The sequence below is a fragment of the Lutibacter sp. TH_r2 genome (assembly GCF_033101135.1).
Lineage (GTDB): Bacteria > Bacteroidota > Bacteroidia > Flavobacteriales > Flavobacteriaceae > Lutibacter.
Genome location: NZ_JAWMPV010000001.1, coordinates 1,445,528 through 1,467,293, shown reverse-complemented (window position 1 = coordinate 1,467,293; position 21,766 = coordinate 1,445,528). Strand labels below are relative to the sequence as shown.

The 21,766-nt window shown below is 30.3% G+C and carries 20 protein-coding genes; 11 read left to right on the top strand and 9 right to left on the bottom strand.

What is annotated here, in order from left to right; genetic code table 11:
• Positions 1–9: 9 nt before the first annotated feature.
• Genes truB through R3X25_RS06140 form a run of 4 tightly spaced genes read right to left on the bottom strand, consistent with a single transcriptional unit; the run spans position 10 to position 2,622 of the window.
• Positions 10–693 (bottom strand): tRNA pseudouridine(55) synthase TruB, encoded by a 684-nt coding sequence (truB, locus tag R3X25_RS06155; RefSeq protein WP_317672904.1) that lies wholly within the window; start codon positions 691–693, stop codon positions 10–12.
• The gene (locus R3X25_RS06150; protein WP_317672902.1) at positions 693–1,490 is read right to left on the bottom strand and encodes an undecaprenyl-diphosphate phosphatase; all 798 of its coding nucleotides are present in this window, start codon (positions 1,488–1,490) and stop codon (positions 693–695) included. The genes truB and R3X25_RS06150 overlap by 1 nt, the downstream gene beginning before the upstream one ends.
• A 2-nt stretch (positions 1,491–1,492) precedes the next feature.
• Positions 1,493–1,744, bottom strand: a complete 252-nt coding sequence (locus tag R3X25_RS06145) for a DUF3098 domain-containing protein (protein WP_317672900.1) — start codon at positions 1,742–1,744, stop codon at positions 1,493–1,495.
• Positions 1,744–2,622, bottom strand: a complete 879-nt coding sequence (locus tag R3X25_RS06140) for a cell division protein FtsX (protein WP_317672898.1) — start codon at positions 2,620–2,622, stop codon at positions 1,744–1,746. Before R3X25_RS06140 ends, R3X25_RS06145 begins: the two co-directional genes overlap by 1 nt.
• Positions 2,623–2,772: 150 nt before the next feature.
• Here R3X25_RS06140 and rbfA point away from each other — a divergent pair, with 150 nt between their 5' ends.
• The 3 genes from rbfA to katG all read left to right on the top strand — a co-directional run bounded on the left by rbfA (position 2,773) and on the right by katG (position 6,851).
• On the top strand, positions 2,773–3,162 hold the full coding sequence (gene rbfA, locus R3X25_RS06135; protein WP_317672896.1) for a 30S ribosome-binding factor RbfA: 390 nt from the start codon (positions 2,773–2,775) through the stop codon (positions 3,160–3,162).
• A 4-nt stretch (positions 3,163–3,166) separates the two neighbouring features.
• The gene (locus R3X25_RS06130; RefSeq protein ID WP_317672894.1) at positions 3,167–4,369 is read left to right on the top strand and encodes an ABC transporter permease; all 1,203 of its coding nucleotides are present in this window, start codon (positions 3,167–3,169) and stop codon (positions 4,367–4,369) included.
• A gap of 259 nt (positions 4,370–4,628) precedes the next feature.
• Positions 4,629–6,851 (top strand): catalase/peroxidase HPI, encoded by a 2,223-nt coding sequence (gene katG / locus R3X25_RS06125; protein ID WP_317672892.1) that lies wholly within the window; start codon positions 4,629–4,631, stop codon positions 6,849–6,851.
• Between the two features lie 83 nt (positions 6,852–6,934).
• On the opposite strand, the gene R3X25_RS06120 is transcribed toward katG, so the two are convergent.
• Together R3X25_RS06120 and dusB are read right to left on the bottom strand one after the other, a co-directional pair.
• The gene (locus R3X25_RS06120) at positions 6,935–7,657 is read right to left on the bottom strand and encodes an SdiA-regulated domain-containing protein (RefSeq protein ID WP_317672890.1); all 723 of its coding nucleotides are present in this window, start codon (positions 7,655–7,657) and stop codon (positions 6,935–6,937) included.
• Between the two features lie 9 nt (positions 7,658–7,666).
• The gene (gene dusB / locus R3X25_RS06115; protein ID WP_317672888.1) at positions 7,667–8,647 is read right to left on the bottom strand and encodes a tRNA dihydrouridine synthase DusB; all 981 of its coding nucleotides are present in this window, start codon (positions 8,645–8,647) and stop codon (positions 7,667–7,669) included.
• Between the two features lie 223 nt (positions 8,648–8,870).
• Between dusB and R3X25_RS06110 the strand changes: the two genes are divergently transcribed.
• From R3X25_RS06110 to lepA, 6 genes are all read left to right on the top strand, one after another.
• On the top strand, positions 8,871–10,007 hold the full coding sequence (locus R3X25_RS06110) for a hypothetical protein (RefSeq protein WP_317672886.1): 1,137 nt from the start codon (positions 8,871–8,873) through the stop codon (positions 10,005–10,007).
• A gap of 202 nt (positions 10,008–10,209) precedes the next feature.
• Positions 10,210–10,878 (top strand): TetR/AcrR family transcriptional regulator, encoded by a 669-nt coding sequence (locus R3X25_RS06105; protein WP_317672884.1) that lies wholly within the window; start codon positions 10,210–10,212, stop codon positions 10,876–10,878.
• Positions 10,879–10,897: 19 nt separating this feature from the next.
• A complete protein-coding gene (locus R3X25_RS06100) occupies positions 10,898–12,757 on the top strand; it encodes a SulP family inorganic anion transporter (RefSeq protein WP_317672882.1) in 1,860 nt (619 codons plus the stop codon).
• 13 nt (positions 12,758–12,770) lie between these two features.
• A complete protein-coding gene (locus tag R3X25_RS06095; protein WP_317672880.1) occupies positions 12,771–13,382 on the top strand; it encodes a carbonic anhydrase family protein in 612 nt (203 codons plus the stop codon).
• 77 nt (positions 13,383–13,459) lie between these two features.
• Positions 13,460–14,437, top strand: coding sequence for a Gfo/Idh/MocA family oxidoreductase (locus tag R3X25_RS06090; RefSeq protein ID WP_317672878.1), 978 nt, complete (start codon positions 13,460–13,462; stop codon positions 14,435–14,437).
• A 70-nt stretch (positions 14,438–14,507) separates the two neighbouring features.
• Positions 14,508–16,304, top strand: coding sequence for a translation elongation factor 4 (gene lepA, locus R3X25_RS06085; RefSeq protein ID WP_317672876.1), 1,797 nt, complete (start codon positions 14,508–14,510; stop codon positions 16,302–16,304).
• Positions 16,305–16,375: 71 nt separating this feature from the next.
• Here lepA and R3X25_RS06080 read toward each other — a convergent pair whose 3' ends face one another.
• Complete coding sequence (locus tag R3X25_RS06080) at positions 16,376–16,726, bottom strand: 4Fe-4S binding protein (protein WP_317672874.1); 351 nt, start codon at positions 16,724–16,726, stop codon at positions 16,376–16,378.
• 168 nt (positions 16,727–16,894) lie between these two features.
• Between R3X25_RS06080 and R3X25_RS06075 the strand changes: the two genes are divergently transcribed.
• Together R3X25_RS06075 and R3X25_RS06070 are read left to right on the top strand one after the other, a co-directional pair.
• Positions 16,895–18,751 (top strand): 2-oxoacid:acceptor oxidoreductase subunit alpha, encoded by a 1,857-nt coding sequence (locus tag R3X25_RS06075; protein ID WP_317672872.1) that lies wholly within the window; start codon positions 16,895–16,897, stop codon positions 18,749–18,751.
• Positions 18,752–18,753: 2 nt separating this feature from the next.
• The gene (locus R3X25_RS06070) at positions 18,754–19,764 is read left to right on the top strand and encodes a 2-oxoacid:ferredoxin oxidoreductase subunit beta (RefSeq protein WP_317672870.1); all 1,011 of its coding nucleotides are present in this window, start codon (positions 18,754–18,756) and stop codon (positions 19,762–19,764) included.
• A gap of 21 nt (positions 19,765–19,785) precedes the next feature.
• Here R3X25_RS06070 and R3X25_RS06065 read toward each other — a convergent pair whose 3' ends face one another.
• Together R3X25_RS06065 and R3X25_RS06060 are read right to left on the bottom strand one after the other, a co-directional pair.
• On the bottom strand, positions 19,786–20,823 hold the full coding sequence (locus R3X25_RS06065) for a glycosyltransferase family protein (protein WP_317672868.1): 1,038 nt from the start codon (positions 20,821–20,823) through the stop codon (positions 19,786–19,788).
• On the bottom strand, positions 20,823–21,674 hold the full coding sequence (locus R3X25_RS06060) for a UDP-2,3-diacylglucosamine diphosphatase (RefSeq protein WP_317672866.1): 852 nt from the start codon (positions 21,672–21,674) through the stop codon (positions 20,823–20,825). The genes R3X25_RS06065 and R3X25_RS06060 overlap by 1 nt, the downstream gene beginning before the upstream one ends.
• Positions 21,675–21,766: the final 92 nt, after the last annotated feature.

The window sequence follows — 21,766 nt, the reverse complement described above, 5'->3', positions numbered from 1 at the left end:
TTTATGAATTTATAAACTTGCTATAAACTCATCAATTTTCATACCGTTATCAACATTAAAATCTCCAATTTTGGTTCTTCGTAAAGCAGATAAATGTGCTCCAGAATTTAAAGCCAATCCAAAATCATACGCCAACGATCTAATATATGTTCCTTTACTACAAACCACTCTAAATTCAACTTTAGGTAAATCTATATTAGTTATTTCAAATTCAGAAATAGTAATTTTTCTACTTTTAATTTCTGTAGTTTCTCCAGCTCTTGCAAGTTCGTATAAACGTTTACCTTCTTTTTTAATTGCTGAAAAAATTGGTGGTTTTTGATCTATTTCACCAATAAATTGTTGTGTAGTTTCTTTTATTAATTCTTCTGAAATATGATCAACTGGAAAGGTTTTATCAACCTCGGTTTCTAAATCGTAACTTGGTGTAGTTTCGCCCAACGTAATTTCTCCAGTATATTCTTTTTCTTGCGCTTGGTAAGTTTCAATTTTTTTAGTGAATTTTCCTGTACAAAGTATTAACAAACCAGTTGCCAAAGGATCTAAAGTACCTGCATGACCAACTTTTATTTTTTTAATCTTAAATTTCTGCTTAATATGCCAACGCAACTTATTTACCACTTGAAACGATGTCCATTCCAAAGGTTTATCAATTAGTAAAACTTTACCTTCTTTAAAATCTTCTAACGTCATTAATTATTCATTAAAGTTACAGTAATAGCAATTACACCTACTATAAAACAGTACAATGAAAAATACCAAAGTTTACTTTTCTTTACCAAAGAAATCATCCAACTACAGGCAAATAAACCTGCAACAAAAGCGGCAATAAAACCAGCTCCAAGCGTTAACATTTGATCTCCTTGAAATGAAATTGAACCTCCAATTAAATCTTTTCCTATTTTTCCAAATATTAAAGGTACCACCATTAAAAAAGAAAATCGAGCTGCTTTTGTTCTATCTACACCTAACAATACTGAAGTAGAAATAGTAGCTCCTGATCTTGATATTCCGGGCATCATAGCTAAAGCTTGTGAAACTCCAATTACAAATGCATTAAAAAACGATACTTTTTTATTGGTGTTTTTGGCTCTATCGGCAAATAATAATAGTAAAGCAGTTATTATTAACATAAAACCTACTAATAGTATTTGTCCACCAAAAAAAGATTCTAATTCTTCTTCAAAAAATAAACCTATGCACACTGCAGGAATCATAGATATAATAATTTTTAATGAAAATTGAAATTCTTCATTCCATTTGAATTGAAACAATCCTTTAAAAATCTCTATAATTTCTTTTCTAAAAATCACAATAGTACTTAATGCTGTAGCAAAATGTAATACAACTGTAAAGGTTAAACTTTCTTGTGGTAATGAGTTATCGCCCAAAATAAATTTAGCCAATTCTAAATGACCACTAGATGATACTGGTAAAAATTCAGTTAAACCTTGAATTATACCTAAAATAATTGCTTCAATAAAACTCATGCTTATTTTTTAGCTTTGGTAAGTATTGCATACACTTCAATAGCAAATCCAATTAAAACAAGTGTTGGTGCTAATCTAATTCTTCTAAAGTTGTAAATTTCTTCATTAAAAACTTCTGGATCATCACTTCCGCCTCCAGCCATTAAAATAAATCCAAGAGCTATAAATGCAATTCCAATAAGCATAAAAGTGTAATTTCTTTTTCCAAATAAAAATTGACTCTTCTGCTCCTCTATTTTATTTTGTTTCTTCATTAGTAATACAATTCTTCTGTTCTTAAATTTAAAAATCTTCTTGTAGCAAAAAACGTACTTAACCATGTAATTAGTATGCCTAGCAAAATAATTCCTACTCCTAAAATAGCCATTAATTTATAATCGGTTAATAAATCTAATTCTGGAATAGTTTTATGTAGGTAAAATATAAATCCTGCTAAAGCGGCAATTGCAACAATAGCTCCTAAAACACCTAGTTGAATACTTTTTAATATAAATGGCACTCTAATAAAACCTTTTGTGGCTCCAACCATTTGCATGGTTTTTAAAGTAAACCTTTTTGAGTAGACCGATAATCGAATAGAGCTATTGATTAAAACTACTGCTATTAAAGTAAAAATACCACTAAATAGCAACATCCAAAAGCTTAAACGATTAATGTTTTTGGTTAAAATTTCTATTAATGGTTTATCAAAAACAACTTCATCAACAATACTTCTAATATTCATATTGCTTTCAATTTCCGTCATTTTTTCTGGAGTAACAAACTCCGATTTTAAGGTAACATCTATGGCATTTTTTAAAGGGTTTTCACCTAAAAATTCTAAAAAATTTTCACCTAAATCTTCACTATACTTTTCAGCAGCTTCATTTTTTGAAACATAAACTACAGATTTGGTATATTCTGCATTTTTAAGTTCGGCTTCTAAAATCTCAATATCACTTTTTTTAGCATTGTCTTTTAAAAAAACTGTGATTGCAACTTGCTCTTTAAAGTGCTTTGAAATACTATTTGTTTTAATGACTATTAAACCAAATAAACCAACTAAAAACAGTACCAAAGCAATACTAATTATTACTGAAAAATAGGAAGACCTTAACCTTCTTTTCTGATATTTTTCGAATGAATTGTTCAACTAAAACCTATTTTAAATAGCTTGCAATATACAAATTAGTTATTATTTTTATTAGTAAGTTTTCCCAATTTTAAAAACAAAAAACGAATCTGGTAAAATCTTAAACAAGATATTTTAATTTAGAATTAATTTTACTAGTATCTTTGCATTATGGAAACAAACAGACAAAAGAAGATTGCAGGTGTTATTCAACAAGATTTAGCTGAAATTTTACAACACGCCGCTAAAGAAAGTATGAAAGGTGTGATTATATCTGTAACTCAAGTAAAAGTAACTTCAGACTTATCACAAGCAAAAATATATATCAGTGTTTTTCCGCAACTAAAAAGAGATATAGTTATAAAAGGAATTAATGATAATTCTGGTTCTATTCGCCATGAATTAGCTAGAAGAACTCGTGATCAATTAAGAAGAGTTCCAGCATTACACTTTTTTAAAGATGATAGTTTAGATTATATTGAAGATATTGATAATGCTTTAAAAGGAAATAAAGGTAATCCAATTACAAATCCAGAAATTTTAAATAAAAGAAAAAAGTAATAGCTTGAATTTTTCTTTATACATAGCTAAACGTTACCTTTTTTCAAAAAGTAGTAATAATACCATTAATATTATCACAATAATTGCCGCGCTAGGTGTAATTGTTGGTACGCTTGCTTTGTTTATTGTGCTTTCTGGCTTCTCTGGTTTGCGTGAATTTAGTGTGAGCTTTTTAAATACCTCTGATCCTGACATTAAAATATCAACAGTAAAAGGAAAGTCTTTTTTGTTTGATGAAGATTTTAAGCAGAAAATTGATGGAGTTAAGGGAATTAAAGCTTATACAAAAGTAATTGAAGAGCGAGCATTTTTTAGCTTTCAAGAAAAAACACATATTGCGTATGTAAAAGGTGTCGATTCCAATTTTAACAATGTAAACAATTTAGACTCTACCGTTTACTCTGGAACATGGTTAAATACTGAAATTCCTGCTGGAGTAGTTGTTGGTAATGGAATTGCTAATATTTTATCACTTGGAGCCTATGATTTTTTAGAACCTCTAAAAATCTATGTTCCAAAACCTGGAAAAGGCTATATTTCTAGTCCTCAAAATGCTTTTAACCTTATTAAAACACAGCCCATTGGAATATTCTCATTAACAGATGATACTGATAAAAAGTATACATTTTTAAGTTTAGAACTCGTTCAGGAATTATTGGGTTATAAAACAAATCAAATTTCAGGAATTGAAATAAAAACAATACCTGAAACAAATAGAGAAACAGTTGTTAATGAGTTAAATCGAGTTTTAGGTGAAGATTTTAAAATTGAAACTAGAGAACAACTAAATGCTGTATTTTATAAAATGCTAAATACCGAAAATTTAGTTTCATATTTAGTATTCACTTTAATTTTAATTATTGCACTATTCAATGTTATTGGCGCAATTATTATGATGATTTTAGATAAAAAAGACAACCTTAAAACATTGTATAGTATGGGTGCAACTATACAAAACATTAAAAAAGTATTTATATTACAAGGGTTTTTACTAACCGTTTTTGGACTTATTATTGGAATAGTTTTAGGAATAGTTTTAATTATGCTTCAACAAAATTTCAGCTTTTTTATGATTACTCCTCACCTACCTTATCCCGTTAAATTAACTTTGTTTAATGTTCTTACAGTAGTAACTACTATTATAATTTTAGGTTACATTGCTTCAAAAATTGCAAGCAGTAGAATTACAAAAAAATTAATTGAATAGTTATTTAATTCCTTCATCTAAAAATAACACTACATAAAACCTTGATTATTTGAATGTTATTCAACATAAATTTTAAAAACAATTAAAATTTAATTCCTATCTTTATAACACATTAAATGTCTAAAATAGTTTAGACTTTTTATCAAATACACCTGTTAATATTATAAGCGTTAATAGTAATATCAAAAATATCTATCACTATAAAGTTTGCAATAAAATATTTTTATGTTAATTTGGTTAATCAAAAAAATTAAATAGTATGAGTAACACTAATGAAGGTAAATGCCCGGTTGACCACAACCAATTTACTAATAAGGAAGAGAACAATACAGCAGGTAAATGCCCTGTAATGCATGGAGCTAATACTTCTGCAGGAGAATCAGTAATGGATTGGTGGCCAAACGCTCTAAATTTAGATATTTTACACCAACACGATACAAAAACAAACCCTTTAGGTGAAAATTTCAACTACCAAGAAGAGTTAAAAAAATTAGATGTTGAAGCCTTAAAAAAGGATCTTCATAATTTAATGACAGATAGTCAAGAGTGGTGGCCTGCAGATTGGGGACATTATGGAGGATTAATGATACGTATGGCTTGGCATTCTGCTGGTACATACAGAACTGCTGATGGTAGAGGCGGTGGAGGTTCAGGTAGTCAACGTTTTGCACCTCTAAATTCTTGGCCAGATAATGTTAGTTTAGATAAAGCTAGACGTTTACTATGGCCTATTAAGAAAAAATATGGAAATAAAGTAAGCTGGGCAGATTTAATAATTTTAGCAGGAACCATAGCTTATGAAAATATGGGACTAAAAACTTTTGGATTTGCTTTTGGACGTGAAGATGTTTGGCATCCAGAAAAAGACACTTATTGGGGAGCTGAAAAAGAATGGTTAGCACCTAGTGATAGTCGTTATGAAGATATTGACAATCCTTCAACTATGGAAAATCCTTTGGCTGCTGTTCAAATGGGATTAATTTATGTAAACCCTGAAGGTGTTAATGGAAAACCAGACCCACAAAAAACTGCAGAACAAGTTCGTGAAACATTCAAAAGAATGGCTATGAATGATGAAGAAACTGTTGCTTTAACAGCTGGTGGTCATACGGTAGGTAAAACTCACGGAAATGGAGATGCTAGTATTTTAGGTCCAGATCCGGAAGCTGCTGGAGTTGAAGAACAAGGTTTAGGTTGGTCTAATCCAAACAAATCTGGTAAAGGTCGTTACACTGTTACAAGTGGTTTAGAAGGCGCTTGGACCAGCGAACCAACAAAATGGGATAATGGATTTTTTGAAATGCTTTTTAACCACGAATGGGAACTACGTAAAAGCCCTGCAGGAGCCTTACAATGGGAACCTAAAACTATAAAAGAAGAAGACAAACCTGTTGATGTTGAAGATTTTTCTATCCGTCATAATCCTATGATGACAGATGCTGATATGGCAATGAAAGTTGATCCAATATACAAGGATATTTCATTAAAATTTATGAATGATTTTGATGCTTTTTCTGATGCTTTTGCACGTGCTTGGTTTAAATTAACTCATAGAGATATGGGACCGAAATCTTGCTACTTTGGACCAGATGTTCCAAGTGAAGATTTAATTTGGCAAGACCCTATTGAAGAAGGTAAAACAGCTTATGATGTTCAAGCTGTAAAAGAAAAAATTGAAAGTTCTGGTTTAAGTATTTCTGAAATGGTTACAACTGCTTGGGATAGTGCAAGAACATTTAGAGGATCTGATAAACGTGGAGGAGCAAATGGAGCAAGAATTCGTTTAGAACCTCAAAACAAATGGGAAGGTAATGAGCCTGAAAAATTAGCTAAAGTGCTTAATATATTAGAACCTATAGCAACTGAATTTGGAATTAGTGTTGCCGACACAATTGTTTTAGCCGGTAATGTGGGTATTGAAAAAGCTGCAAAAAATGGTGGAATTGATATTTCTGTTCCTTTCTCACCAGGTCGTGGAGATGCTACACAAGAAATGACAGATGTTGAATCTTTTGAACCTTTAGAACCTGTTGCCGATGGTTATAGAAACTGGTTGAAAAAAGATTATGTAGTAAGCCCTGAAGAATTATTACTAGATCGTACACAATTAATGGGACTTACAGCAACTGAAATGACAGTTCTTTTAGGAGGATTACGTGTTATAGGAACTAATTTTAACAATTCAAAACACGGAGTATTTACTAAAAACATAGGATCTTTAACTAATGATTTCTTTACCAATTTAACCGATATGGAATATATTTGGGAACCTACAGAAGGAGGTATTTACAACATTAGATCTAGAAAAAATGGACAAGTAAAATGGACTGCTACAAGAGTAGATTTAGTTTTTGGTTCAAATTCTATATTACGTTCTTATTCAGAATTTTATGCACAAGATGACAACAAAGAAAAATTTGTGAATGATTTTGTAAAAGCTTGGGTAAAAGTTATGGACGCTGATAGGTTTGATTTGAAATAAGTCAATAAAATTAGAAAAATATTAACAAAAAAAGCGATATGGTAATTCTATATCGCTTTTTTTAATTGTTTTATCTTAAAATACTAATTAGGTTTTTTAAATATATAAAGGCTATTTTCTTCATCACTAACTACAAAAATTTGATTTCCAACTATTGTAATTCCTTCTGCCTTTACAATTGACATTGGATAACTTTTAAGTAACTTCCCTTTTAATGAAACATTTAATATAGTTCTAGATTCATCACTCACAATCCATAACGTATTTGATTCTTTGTCAAAACAAATTCCTGATAAATCATCAGCAAAATCAATTCTAATTTCTTTAGTAACTTTTCCTTTTTTTGAAACTTTCAACAATTGTTTTGGTGATTTTTCATTTACAATAAAATAGCATTCTTCTAAAGGCACAAAACAAACACCTTCTAAACCACTATTTTTATGTTTTTGCTTTCCTTTAACTCTATATTTTTTTTCTTTTTTAAATGAAGAATCTATTTTAATCAATCTCCTTTTCGATTCGTTTACAAGAACTAAATCTCCTGCGGTATTGAAACAAACACCTTCATTATCGGTTGTGGAAACTTTAATTTTTTTAAGAATAGAACCCTGCAAACTAGTTTTATAAACTGCACTATTAGAATCACTTACAATATATAAATGGTTATTATAAAAAGTAATACCCGAAGGCTCAACAATATTAAGTTTAACAACTTTTGTAGGCTGAAGTATATTTTGCGAAGTTGAATTAAAAAAACAACTCGAAAAAAATATTGATAAAATAAAAAGAAAAACTATTCTACGCATAGAATAAAATTACCCAAATTTCTGTAAAACTTCATCAAATACTTGGTAAAGTTCTGTTAAGTTATCTAGAGTAACCATTTTCATTCTGTATTCTTTAAAATGAGGAATTCCTCTAAAGTAGTTTGCATAATGTCTTCGCATTTCCATAATTCCAACACGCTCACCACCTTTCCAGTCAATTTCCATTTCTAAATGACGTTTAGCAGTTTGTACACGTTCAGAAACTTTAACTTCAGGTAAATGCTCACCAGTTTCCATAAAATGTTTCACTTGTTTAAAAAACCAAGGATTCCCAATACTCGCTCTACCAATCATAGCTCCATCTAAACCATATTTGTCACGCATTTCAATAGCACGTTCTGGAGTATTTACATCACCATTTCCAAACACAGGAATATGCATTCTAGAATTATTTTTAACATCAGCAATTGGAGTCCAATCTGCTTCGCCCTTATACATTTGAGCTCTGGTTCTACCATGTATTGAAATAGCTTTACAGCCAACATCTTGTAAACGTTCAGCAACCTCAACAATTTTAATAGTATCGGAATCCCAACCCAATCTAGTTTTAACCGTAATTGGTAAATTAGTATGTTTTACCATGGCATCGGTTAACTTCACCATTAAATCTATATCCTTTAAAATTCCAGCGCCTGCTCCTTTGCTAACTACTTTTTTTACCGGGCAACCAAAATTAATATCAATAATATCCGGTTTAGATTGCTCAACAATTTCAACCGTTTTTAGCATAGATTCTAAATTAGCTCCAAAAATTTGAATACCAACAGGGCGCTCTTTTTCGTAAATATCCAATTTCTTTTTACTCTTTGCAGCATCACGAATCAATCCTTCCGAAGAAATAAACTCCGTATACACAACATCAGCCCCTTGTTCTTTGCACAATGCTCTAAACGGTGGATCGCTCACATCTTCCATTGGTGCAAGCAACAACGGAAAATTATTTAACTCTATGTCTCCTATTTTTACCAAATCAAAAATTTAGTTCGCAAAATTACATAAATATTTTATAATGTGGGCGTTCCCTTTCAGGTCGGGCTTTCCACTAAATCTTTTTTTAAAATTCCACTTCGTTTCAATTAAAAAAAGGATATCACTGCAATCCCTAACGCAAGTTTCTAATTCAATAAACCTAGTAATATCAACTTTTAAACTTCAAAATAAATTGTACTTTTGAATTCTAACTAATTAAAATATGAAACTAAAAATTACCTCCATTCTACTTTTAATATTTCTAATAAGTTGTAAAACAACTATTAAAAAAGAAGAGAAAGTAGAAGAAAAAGAAAAACACGAATGGAAAGATGGTGAATCTGGAGCAACAAAAATTGTAAATACAATACATTACCCACAAGAAAAGCATTTAAAAAACATAAAACAATTAACTTTTGGTGGAGACAATGCTGAAGCATATTGGAGTTTTGACAATAAAAATTTAGTTTTTCAATCAAATAACAAAAAGTGGGGATTAGAATGTGATCAAATTTTCACTATGAGCGCATCTAAACCATTAGATAGCACAGAAATCCCTCAATTAATAAGTACTGGTTTAGGTAGAACAACCTGCAGTTATTTTTTACCTGGAGATTCAACAATAATATACTCTTCAACACATTTAGCTGGAAAAGAATGTCCTACTCCACCAAAAAAAGAAGATTATGGCAACAAATATATTTGGCCAATTTCTGAAGGTTACGATATTTTTGTAGCAGATACCAAAGGAAACCAACTTAAACAATTAACTTTTGAAAAAGGCTACGATGCCGAACCAACAGTTTCGCCAAAAGGTGATAAAATTGTTTTTACATCAACAAGAACTGGAGATTTAGAACTATTTACTATGAATATTGATGGATCTGATGTAAAACAAGTAACTTTTGAATTAGGTTATGATGGTGGTGCTTTCTTTTCACCAGATGGGACAAAGCTTATTTTCCGTTCATCTAGACCTAAAACAGAAGCTGAAATTTCAGAATATAAAAATTTATTAGCAGAAGGTGTAGTACAACCAACAAACATGGAATTATATATTTGTAATATTGATGGAAGTGAACTCACAAAAATAACCGATTTAGGAAGCGCAAATTGGGCTCCGTTTTTTCATCCTTCAGGAAAAAAAGTGATATTTTCTTCAAATCACATAGCTAAAAGAAGTTTCAATTTATTTATGATTAATATAGATGGAACTGGTTTAGAACAAATTACTTTCGATACCGTTTTTGATGCTTTCCCTATGTTTTCTCCAGATGGCAAAAAGTTAGTTTTTTCATCTAATAGAAATAATAACGGTGGCCGAGATACAAACCTATTTGTTGCAGATTGGGTTGAATAAAACATTAATTACAAAGTAAAAAAACCTCGCATAGCGAGGTTTTTTTTATTTAAATTTTAAATTAACTTAATTTTTTAACAAATCAGAATAATATAACGCACTGCAATACAGTAAGTTAATAATAATTTTACAAAAACTTAATACTTTACTTGCATTATTGATAGTAATACTATTACTTTTGTGAATATTAATTCACTAGTTAATGAATAATTTAAATATTTTAATAGAAGTAAATCAGGACTTATATTGTAAAGAGCCAACTTCATCAGAACTTGGTCAAAAAATACTTTTAAAAAGTATTGAGTTAATTGATGAAATAGGTTTTGAAGCATTTACATTTAAAAAATTAGGAGTCGCAATTAATTCCCCTGAAAGTTCTATTTACAGATATTTTAAAAATAAACACATGTTACTCGTTTATTTAACTAGTTGGTATTGGAGTTGGACTGAATATCAAATTGTACTAGCTACAACCAATGTGGCTTCTGCAAAAAAAAGGCTCACAAAAGCAATAAGTATTCTTACAAGACCAGCAATGGAAAATACATCTGTTCCGTATATAAATGAGGTTCTTTTAAGTAAAATAATTATTTCAGAATCAATAAAATCGTACCACACTAAAAATGTGGATGAAGAAAATAAAAAAGGATATTTTGCAACTTATAAAAGTGTAGTTCATAGAGTAAGTGATATTCTTTTGGAAATTAAACCACATTTTGAATTTCCTAACATGTTAATTTCTACAATTATTGAAGGTTCGCATCATCAAAAATACTTTGCATCCCATATCCCTTCATTAACAGATATAACAACTAAAAAAAATACAATTGAACAGTTTTATACTAAAATGGCATTAAATTTTATTAAATAACAAAAACTAACTAAAAAAAATGAACAAATTATTCAACTTTAAACACTTTCGAGGTGATTTATTTGGCGGTATCACAGCTGGTATAGTAGCACTTCCTTTAGCACTTGCCTTTGGGGTAAGTTCTGGATTAGGACCTAGCGCAGGGTTATATGGTGCAATTTTCATCAGTTTCTTTGCAGCCTTATTTGGAGGTACAAATACACAAATTTCAGGACCAACAGCACCAATGACAGCTGTAAGTATGGTTGTAATTGCAGGAATACTCGCTACAAATGATGGTGATTTAACTAAAGCATTACCAATTATTCTAATGGTTTTCCTATTAGCAGGTCTTATGCAAATAGCATTAGGAATTATTGGTCTGGGAAAATACATTAGGTATATTCCCTACCCTGTAGTTTCCGGATTTATGACTGCTATTGGAGTTATTATTTTGGTTACTCAAATTTTACCATCTATAGGTTACTACCCTAAAGAAGACGTTGAATTTGTAAACCAGTTTAAGCCACAAGCTGAAGAATTAATTCTTGAAAATATTTTAAAAGACGAAGCAGGTGAAGGTATTTTAGTAATTGAAGATTTTAAAGAAACCATTAACCGCGCTGAAAAAGTGACTCAAAACGACATTTTAAAGGAGTCCAAAACACTAGCTGGTAAAGAAGCTTCAGGAGTTTTGGGTGCTTTAAAAGTATTTCCAAGAGCAATACAAAATATAAATTGGTTAGAACTAATTTTAGCTTTAGGAACTATAATAATAATTTATGGTTTTAAACGAATTACAACAAAAATACCTAGCACATTGGTAGCACTTGTAGTAATGTCTGCAATTGCCATGTTAGCCAATTTAGATTATAGACCAATTCCTGAAATACCACAAGGTTTACCTGAATTTCAACTAGGAATATTTACTGGCTTTAGCCTATCAGGGTTAACACCTTATATTTTCACAGCGTTAACGTTAGCACTTTTAGGAGCAATTGACTCGTTATTAACAAGTGTGGTAGCTGATAATATGACTAAAACCAAACACAAACCTAATAAAGAATTAATTGGTCAAGGAATTGGAAACAGTATTGCATCATTATTTGGAGGAATTCCTGGTGCAGGTGCAACTATCCGAACAGTAGTAAATATTAATTCTGGAGGAAAAACAAGATTATCTGGTATGGTTGCAGGAGTTTTACTGTTTATTGTACTATTAATATTAGCACCTTTAGCTTCAAAAATTCCAGCAGCTGTTTTAGCAGGAATCTTAATTACAGTTGGTATTGGAGTTATGGATTATAAAGGATTAAAAGCAATACCTTATTTACCAAAAGATGTAAAAATTGGTCCATTTAAATTTAGTATGGAAGTATTAATAATGCTAACTGTATTAGGGTTATCAACTTTTTGGAACCTAGTATATGCTGTGGGTATTGGATTGGTTATTGCTTCTTTAATGTTTATGAAAAAAATTGGAGATTTAACTGCACAACGCTCCGATGTTAAAACTTTAAAAGAAGAAGCTTGGAAAGATGAAATAGGATTCCCTGAAAAATATAAAGAAGAAGTATTTATTAAGCACATTAAAGGACCATTATTTTTTGGATCTACAAGTGACTTTCAACAATTAGCACAGCAAATTCCAAAAACAGCTTCAAAAGTGATTATACGTTTGGGAAGAATGCAATATATGGATCAATCAGGTTTATATGCAATGGAAGATGCCTTACAAGAATTACAAGCCCACAACATTACCGTATTGTTTGTAAACTTATTAGAGCAACCTAGATACTTAATGGAGCGAATTGATATTATTCCAGATTTAATTCCTGAAGATCAAGTTTTTGACAATTTTGACCAATGTTTAACATGGATTAAAGAAAAACATAACTAAAAAAAATAATAAAATGAGAACACAAACTAAAGAAATACAAGATAATTTAACACCAAAATGCGCACATGATATTTTGGTGGAAGGAAACAAAAGATTTGCTGCAAACTTAAAAGCGCAAAGAAATTTGCAAGATCAAGTATTTGCAACTAGCAAAGGGCAATACCCATTTGCTGTGATATTAAGCTGTATAGATTCTAGAGTTCCAACCGAATTAGTTTTTGATCAAGGTATTGGAGATATATTTAGTGTTAGAGTTGCTGGAAATATAGTTAATAAAGATATTTTAGGATCTTTAGAATACTCTTGTAAAGTGGCAGGCTCTAAAATATTAGTTGTAATGGGGCATACAAAATGTGGTGCAATTACTGCAGCATGTGGTGGTGTTAAATTAGGAAATGTAACTCAATTACTTGAAAAAGTTGAGCCAGCAATTAAAACCGTAAGAAAGAATGATGATGAACTTACACCAGATCAAGTAGAAGAGGTTATTCATGAAAATGTAAATGTTTCTATAGAAAGAATTAGAAAAGAAAGTCCAATTTTAGCAGAGATGGAAAGTAATGGTGAAATTGAAATTGTTGGTGCTTCTTATGATTTAACTACTGGTTTGGTTGAATTTTATTAAAAACCATCTATTTTTTATAAGTGTAGTGTTCTATTTAAACTCAATAGTATAAATTTGAATTAGAAAACACTACACTTATGAAAACTTACAATTGGGCAATATTAGGTTGCGGTAAAATCGCTAAAAAATTCGCTATAGAATTAGCCGAATTACCAAATGCTAATTTATATGCTACAGCTTCTAGAAATATTGATACAGCATCTAATTTTGCTTCAGAATTCAATTTTGAAAAAGCGTATGGTTCTTATCTAGAAATGGTTAAAGACCCAAAAGTTGATGTAGTTTATATAGCAACACCACATAGTTTTCATAAAGAACACTCTTTACTATGTTTAGAGCATAAAAAGGCTGTTTTATGCGAAAAGGCCTTCGCTATAAACACTAAAGAAGTTGAACAAATGATTACTTCATCAAAAGAAAACAACACCTTTTTAATGGAAGCTTTTTGGGTTATTTTTAGACCTAAATTTAAAAAAGTTCAAGAGCTTATTTCAACCTATAAACTAGGGAAACTAAAATTTGTAAAATCTGATTTTATGTTTAATGGTGAATTTAACCCTAATAACAGATTATACAATTTAGATTTAGGAGGTGGATCTCTATTAGATATTGGAATATATCCTATTTTTACAGCCCTTACTTTACTCGGAGTTCCTGATTCAATTAAAACGGTACCACATTTTAGTTTAACAGGTTCTGAAGTAAGTATTGCTATGCTATTTGGTTATAAAAATGGAGCAACAGCGGTTTTAACATCAAGCTTTGATGCCGATTATAAAAATGATGTTGAACTCTGTTTTGAAAATGGAATTATTAGTTACGATCGTTTTTCAGCAGACCCTATTTCATTAAAAATAAATGAAAAAATAACTAAAATCCCTTTTGATAATGGAACCCATTTAGGGTATAAATTTGAAGCTTTACACGTAATGGAATGTTTAGATAAAAATTTAATTGAAAGCCCTATTCTTTCAAATAAAGTTAGTTTAAATTTAATAAAAATATTAGATCAAGTTAGAAAAGATGCAGGAATAGTTTTCCCAAATCACGACTAGATTATATTTTCAATTTTGGTACAAATAATTAATTATCTTTGCGCAAATTAAGAAGACAGGAATACGAAGTATGAAAAACATAAGAAACTTTTGCATAATTGCACACATTGACCACGGAAAAAGTACATTGGCTGACAGACTTTTAGGTTTTACAGGTACAGTTACAGCTCGTGAAGAACAAGCGCAGTTACTAGATAATATGGATTTGGAACGTGAACGTGGTATTACCATTAAAAGTCACGCAATCCAAATGGACTATATTTATGAAGGTGAAAAATATGTTTTAAACCTTATTGATACTCCAGGTCACGTAGATTTTTCGTACGAAGTTTCAAGATCTATTGCAGCTTGCGAAGGCGCTTTATTAATTGTTGACGCAGCACAAAGCATTCAGGCACAAACAATTTCAAACTTATATTTAGCTTTAGAAAATGATCTGGAAATAATTCCAGTTTTAAACAAAGTAGATTTACCAGGTGCAAACCCTGAAGAAGTTACTGATGATATTGTAGACCTTTTAGGTTGTGATGCTGAAGAAGTAATTCATGCAAGTGGAAAAACTGGTTTTGGTGTTGAAAACATACTAAAAGCTATTATTGAAAGAGTTCCTGCACCAAAAGGTAACGAAAAAGAACCGCTTCAAGCATTAATTTTTGACTCTGTTTACAATTCTTACCGTGGAGTTGAAACTTACTTTAGAGTTTTAAACGGTGAAATAAAAAAAGGCCAGCGAATTAAATTTATGGCTACCGGAAATGAGTATAACGCTGACGAAGTTGGTACTTTAAAATTAAAACAAGCACCTAAACAAACTATAAAAGCTGGTGATGTTGGATATTTAATAACAGGTATTAAAGCTGCTAGTGAAATTAAAGTTGGAGATACAATTACGGATGCAGAAAACCCAACCAAAAATAGAATTGAAGGATTTGAAGATGTAAAACCAATGGTATTTGCTGGGATTTATCCTGTTGATACCGAAGATTACGAAGAGCTTCGTAATTCAATGGAGAAATTACAATTAAATGATGCATCTTTAGTGTATACACCTGAAAGTTCTGCCGCTTTAGGGTTTGGTTTTAGATGTGGATTTTTAGGAATGCTACATCTAGAAATTATCCAAGAACGTTTAGAACGTGAATTTGATATGACGGTAATTACTACCGTTCCAAACGTAAGTTATCATGCTTTTACTAATAAAAATCCTGATACAATTCTTTTAGTTAATAATCCATCAGATTTACCAGAACCATCTAGATTAAATAGAGTTGAAGAGCCTTTTATAAAGGCTACCATAATTACAAAATCAGATTTTGTTGGTCCAGTTATGAGTTTATGTATTGAAAAACGTGGACAAATTGTAAACCAAACATATTTAACACCTGAACGTGTTGAATTAACATTTGATATGCCTTTAGCTGAAATTGTATTCGATTTTTACGATCGATTAAAAACAGTTTCAAAAGGATATGCTTCTTTTGATTATCACCCAATTGGAATGAAACAATCAAAACTTGTTAGAGTTGATATTTTACTGAACGGAACATCTGTTGATGCACTTTCTGCATTAATCCATGCAGATAACGCATATAATATTGGTAAAAAAATGTGTGAAAAATTACGTCAATTAATACCAAGACAACAATTTGATATTCCAATTCAGGCTGCAATTGGCGCTAAAATTATATCTCGTGAAACTGTAAAAGCCTTACGTAAAGATGTTACCGCTAAATGTTATGGAGGTGATATTTCTAGAAAACGTAAGTTATTAGAAAAACAGAAAAAAGGAAAAAAGAAAATGAGGCAAGTTGGAAATGTTGAAATTCCTCAATCAGCTTTTATGGCAGTTTTAAAACTGAATGAATAGTGAAAAAATAATTACAATAAAAAAAACCTTCAAAATTTTGAAGGTTTTTTTTATAATTACATTTAAAAGAATTATTCTCCGTGTAACCAAACTTTTTTAGCCAATAATTGCTCTTCAGTTTCCTCATGATCTTCATCAGGAACACAACAATCAACAGGACATACTGAAGCACATTGTGGTTCATCGTGGAAACCTTTACATTCAGTACATTTATCAGTTACAATAAAGTAAAATTCATCAGATTTTGCCTCATTCATTTCATCAGCATCAACCTCTTCACCACTAGGTGTAGTTACAGTTCCACTTAATGAAGTTTCATCAGCATACGCCCATTCACTATCTGGTTCGTAGATTGCGTTGTTTGGACATTCTGAAACACATGCATCACAATTAATGCACTCATCTGTTATTTTAATAGCCATGATTTCTAATTTTTAAATATTATTTATCTACAAATTTATACAATTTTCTTTAAGTAAATGTGACAAAAGTCATTTAGATAACTTAAAAAAATAAGTTACTTTTGATTGAAGCATTATAATCAAATATTTTGCATAAATTTATCTCTTTATTTATAATTAATATAAATTATGATTACACCTAAAAATAATGGTCAACCTGAAGTACTAGAAGCAGTTGTAATTCGCTTTGTTGGTGATTCAGGAGACGGAATGCAATTAACTGGAACACAGTTTTCTGACACATCTGCAATGTTTGGAAATGACATTGCTACATTCCCTAACTACCCTTCAGAAATTAGAGCTCCTCAAGGAAGTTTATATGGCGTTTCTGGATTTCAAGTACATATAGGTAGTGTTGAAATTAGTACTCCAGGAGACAATGTTGATCTTTTAGTAGCTATGAACCCTGCCGGATTAAAAACAAATTTAAGTTCCGTAAAGCCAGGACATACTATTATTGTTGATATTGATTCTTTCACAAAAAAGAATATTGAAAAGGCTCAATATGAAACCAATCCTTTAGAAGATGATAGTTTAGACAATTATCGCGTAATTGAAGTTTCAATGACTTCATTAACAAAAGAAGCTTTAAAAGGAGTTGAAGGATTAGATAATAAATCCATAACTAGAAGTAAAAATATGTTTGCTTTAGGAATGGTGTACTGGATGTACCATCGTTCTCCGCAACATACTATCGACTTTTTAACTAAAAAATTTATCACTAAACCTAATATTGTTGAAGCAAATACCAGAGTTTTAAATGCTGGTTACAACTATGCAAATACTCTAGAGCTAATACCAAATTCATATACTATATCACCAGCTAAAATGGCACCTGGAACTTATAGAATAATTATGGGTAATACTGCTACAGCTTGGGGATTTTTAGCAGCTGCTGAAAAATCGAACTTGGAATTATTCCTAGGATCATATCCAATTACTCCAGCTACAGATATTTTACATGAATTGGTTAAGCATAAACATTTTGGGGTAAAAGCTTTTCAGGCAGAAGATGAAATTGCAGGAATTTCTTCAGCAATTGGAGCTTCATTTGCAGGTGATTTAGCAATTACAACTACCTCTGGACCTGGATTAGCATTAAAAGGTGAAGCTTTAGGTTTAGCTATGATGGTTGAACTTCCTTTAGTTTTAGTGAATGTTCAACGTGGTGGACCTTCAACTGGATTACCTACCAAAACAGAACAATCTGATTTATTGCAAGCAATGTACGGAAGAAATGGAGAAAGTCCCGTAATTGTTATTGCAGCAAGTACACCAGAAAATTGTTTTGATTTCGCATATATGGCTGCAAAACTAACTCTAGAGCATATGACTCCAGTTATTTTATTAACTGATGGTTATATTGCAAATGGATCAGCTCCATGGAAAATCAGAACTGTTGATGATATGCCAGAAATCAAAAATAATATTATTAAAAAAAGAACTGAAGATTGGCATCCATATGATAGAGATGAAAATACTTTAGCTAGAAATTGGCCAATACCTGGAACTCCAAATTTAGAACATAGAATTGGTGGTTTAGAAAAAGATCGTGTAACAGGTAACGTTTCTTATGTTGCTGAAAACCACGAATATATGACCAAAATAAGAGCAGAAAAAATTAAACGTGTTCAAAATTATATTCCAAATTTAAAAACTGAATTTGCTGAAAGTGGTGATTTATTAGTTGTAGGCTGGGGAGGAACATATGGATCACTTCATTCTGCTGTAAAAGAAATGAACACAGATGGTTATAAAAATATAGGTTTAGCGCATTTTAATTACATAAATCCACTTCCAAAAAATACAAAAGAAATTTTATCTAAATTTAAAAAAGTTGTGGTTTGTGAATTAAACAATGGACAGTTTTCTAAAATATTAAAATCAAATTTTAACAATATAGATTTTATTGAATTTAATAAAATTCAAGGATTACCATTTGGAAAAACTGAATTAACTCAAAAGTTTAATCAATTAGTAAAATAATTATGGAAACAACTGCTAAAAAATATACGTTTAAAGATTTTGCAAGCGACCAAGAAGTACGTTGGTGCCCAGGCTGTGATGACTATGTTATTTTACGATCTATGCAAAAAGCTTTACCTGAAATGAACGTTAAAAAAGAAGACGTTGTATTTATTTCAGGAATTGGATGTTCATCACGTTTTCCATATTATATGGATACTTACGGAATGCATGGAATTCATGGTAGAGCTCCAGGAATTGCTTCTGGAGTAAAACTTGCCAACCCAGATTTAAGTGTTTGGATTATAACTGGTGATGGTGACGCCATGGCTATTGGTGGAAACCATTTTATCCATGTTTTACGAAGAAATTTAGATCTAAACATTTTATTATTTAATAATGAAATTTATGGATTAACTAAAGGTCAATTTTCACCAACATCATTAGTTGGCCAAAAAACAAAATCTTCGCCATATGGAAATATTCAACAACCTTTCTCACCTGGAGAATTAGCTATTGGTGCGCATGCACGTTTTTTTGCTAGAATTGGAGGAAACAGTCCAAAAGAAATGAGTCAATTATTTATTGAAGCACATAACTTTAAAGGAACTTCATTAATTGAAATTCTTCAAAACTGTGTGATTTTTAACGATGGTTGTTTTACAAATGTTACCGATAAAGCTGTAAGAGAAGATAAACAAATTTATTTGAAACATGGTATGCCCATGATTTTTGGGAAACAAAAAAATAAAGGTTTAGTTTTAAATGGCTTAAAATTAGAAGTAGTTACTATTGGTGAAAATGGTGTAACGGAAAATGATATTTTGGTACATGATGCTAAAGAATCTGACCCTACATTACACCAAATGTTAGTTAGACTAGAATACCCTATTGCTACTGGAATAATTAGAAGTGTTAACGATATTACTTTAGAAGAAAAAATGGACAATTTAACTAAACAGGTAAAAGCTAATTCTAACTTTAAAAAAACTAGCGACTTATTCTTCTCTGGAGAAACTTACGAAGTAAAATAGATTAATTTTATATTAATTACTTTAAGAAGAAGTTGTGGTGCTATTTTTAGCTACTATAACTTCTTCTTTGCTTTCAATATAATCATATAAAATGTGATCTATAATTTGCTGTGTTTCATTTGGAAATTCTAATTCTACTTTTTCACTACTATTAACCCATTGTTGTATTTTAGGAATATTTTTTTTATTTAATGATTTTAACACTGGTACGCCAATCTCTGCTAATGCAGCAGCATTAAAATGCTGTTCATATTGATATTTCATTGGAATAATCATTAATTTTTTATTTAAAAAAATTGCTTCAGCTGGAGTCTCAAAGCCTGCACCACACAAAATACCTTTACATGAAGCCAAACTTTTTTCAAACTTTTCACTATCAATTGGCTTTACAAAAACATTGTTTTTTTGATAACACTTGTTTGCATTTTTTGAAAAAACTTTCCATTTAACACCTTTTATTTTAGATAGTGATTTAATTATTTTTTCATCTGAAAAAGAAGGAAGGTAAACGGTATAATGATTTTTTTCAGTACTATTAAGTAAACGGATTGCTTTTCTAATTATTGGTGTATATATATTTTTATTATATTTTTTAAAATGAAAACCATACTTATATTTACTATATGCATAATTTTTAATTATAAACCTACCAATAAAATCGGTGTGCAAGGGTTTTGGAACATTTTTAGTATATAAAGCTCCTTGATGACTTAACGAAATACATTTTACTCCACGCAATTTACATGCCCAAGCTGAAATAGGTTCAAAATCGTTAATTACAAGATCATAATTTTCAACTGGGCATTTTTTAATTTCATTAAAAACCCTTAATAGATTATTATTGTTAAATGTTTTTAAAAAATCAATTCCGCCTTTTTTACCAAAATAAAAACTCAACCCTTTATAATAAAAATTAACATTTTGCTCTAATTTAATTTCTGCTTGCGTTCCACTAACTAATATCTCTACCTGCGCTCTTTTTAACAATGCTGGAATTACTTCTTTTGCTCTACTTAAATGTCCATTACCTGTACCTTGAATAGCGTATAGAATTTTCATTAAAATGATTTTTTGAAATTAAAATCGGCAACTAATTGCCCAAATAATTCTTTAGGTGTTTTGTCTAGAATATCAAAATCTTCTTCAATAGTTTCAATGCTTTCTTCATTAAATGAATAAATTTTCCATTTTTTGTTTTCATATTCCAAGGCTGTTAAATTCTCAATCCAATCTCCTGAATTTAAGTATTTTACCGAACCCTGATCTGTAGATACTTTTTTAATAACGGGTTGATGTATGTGCCCACAAGCAACATAATCAAATCTATTTTCAATAGCAATTTTTATAACAGTTTGCTCAAAATCATCAATAAATTTAACAGCTGTTTTCACACTATCCTTAATTTTTTTTGATAATGAAATTTTGCCTTTACCTAACATTAAACTTATATAATTAACCGCTCTATTTATTAAAATAAGGCTATCATATCCAACTGCACCGAGTTTTGCCAACCATTTAGAATGTTTCATAGTTACATCAAAAACATCCCCATGAAAAAACCATGCTTTTTTACCATCTAACTCTAAAACAATTTTATTTTTAATTGAAAAAGATCCAAGTTCAAAACCAACAAATTTTCGAAGCATTTCATCATGGTTTCCAGTAATATAATAAATTTCCTTACCTTTTGATATCCAACTTATTAAATGCTTAATCACCTTCATATGCGATTTTGGCCAGTAGCGTTTGTTAAACTGCCAAATATCTATAATATCTCCATTTAGAATAATAATTTTGGGGTCTATACTTTTTAAGTATTTTAGTAGTTCTTTTGCGTGGCAACCGTAAGTTCCTAGATGGACATCAGAAATCACAACAACTTCAAGTTTTCGTTTTTTATTGGAACTCACAAACTAAATTTTGTATTCAATTATTGAATAAATTATAGTATGCAATAACTTAAAACATTGTTAATTTAATGTTTGAATAACTTTATTATTAA

Excerpts from the sequence above, each read along its gene's own strand:
- truB (WP_317672904.1), bottom strand. The coding sequence starts at position 693 with ATGACGTTAGAAGATTTTAAAGAAGGTAAAGTTTTACTAATTGATAAA.
- R3X25_RS06150 (WP_317672902.1), bottom strand. The coding sequence starts at position 1,490 with ATGAGTTTTATTGAAGCAATTATTTTAGGTATAATTCAAGGTTTAACT.
- R3X25_RS06145 (WP_317672900.1), bottom strand. The coding sequence starts at position 1,744 with ATGAAGAAACAAAATAAAATAGAGGAGCAGAAGAGTCAATTTTTATTT.
- rbfA (WP_317672896.1), top strand. The coding sequence starts at position 2,773 with ATGGAAACAAACAGACAAAAGAAGATTGCAGGTGTTATTCAACAAGAT.
- katG (WP_317672892.1), top strand. The coding sequence starts at position 4,629 with ATGAGTAACACTAATGAAGGTAAATGCCCGGTTGACCACAACCAATTT.
- R3X25_RS06120 (WP_317672890.1), bottom strand. The coding sequence starts at position 7,657 with ATGCGTAGAATAGTTTTTCTTTTTATTTTATCAATATTTTTTTCGAGT.
- R3X25_RS06110 (WP_317672886.1), top strand. The coding sequence starts at position 8,871 with ATGAAACTAAAAATTACCTCCATTCTACTTTTAATATTTCTAATAAGT.
- R3X25_RS06105 (WP_317672884.1), top strand. The coding sequence starts at position 10,210 with ATGAATAATTTAAATATTTTAATAGAAGTAAATCAGGACTTATATTGT.
- R3X25_RS06100 (WP_317672882.1), top strand. The coding sequence starts at position 10,898 with ATGAACAAATTATTCAACTTTAAACACTTTCGAGGTGATTTATTTGGC.
- R3X25_RS06095 (WP_317672880.1), top strand. The coding sequence starts at position 12,771 with ATGAGAACACAAACTAAAGAAATACAAGATAATTTAACACCAAAATGC.
- R3X25_RS06090 (WP_317672878.1), top strand. The coding sequence starts at position 13,460 with ATGAAAACTTACAATTGGGCAATATTAGGTTGCGGTAAAATCGCTAAA.
- lepA (WP_317672876.1), top strand. The coding sequence starts at position 14,508 with ATGAAAAACATAAGAAACTTTTGCATAATTGCACACATTGACCACGGA.
- R3X25_RS06080 (WP_317672874.1), bottom strand. The coding sequence starts at position 16,726 with ATGGCTATTAAAATAACAGATGAGTGCATTAATTGTGATGCATGTGTT.
- R3X25_RS06075 (WP_317672872.1), top strand. The coding sequence starts at position 16,895 with ATGATTACACCTAAAAATAATGGTCAACCTGAAGTACTAGAAGCAGTT.
- R3X25_RS06070 (WP_317672870.1), top strand. The coding sequence starts at position 18,754 with ATGGAAACAACTGCTAAAAAATATACGTTTAAAGATTTTGCAAGCGAC.
- R3X25_RS06065 (WP_317672868.1), bottom strand. The coding sequence starts at position 20,823 with ATGAAAATTCTATACGCTATTCAAGGTACAGGTAATGGACATTTAAGT.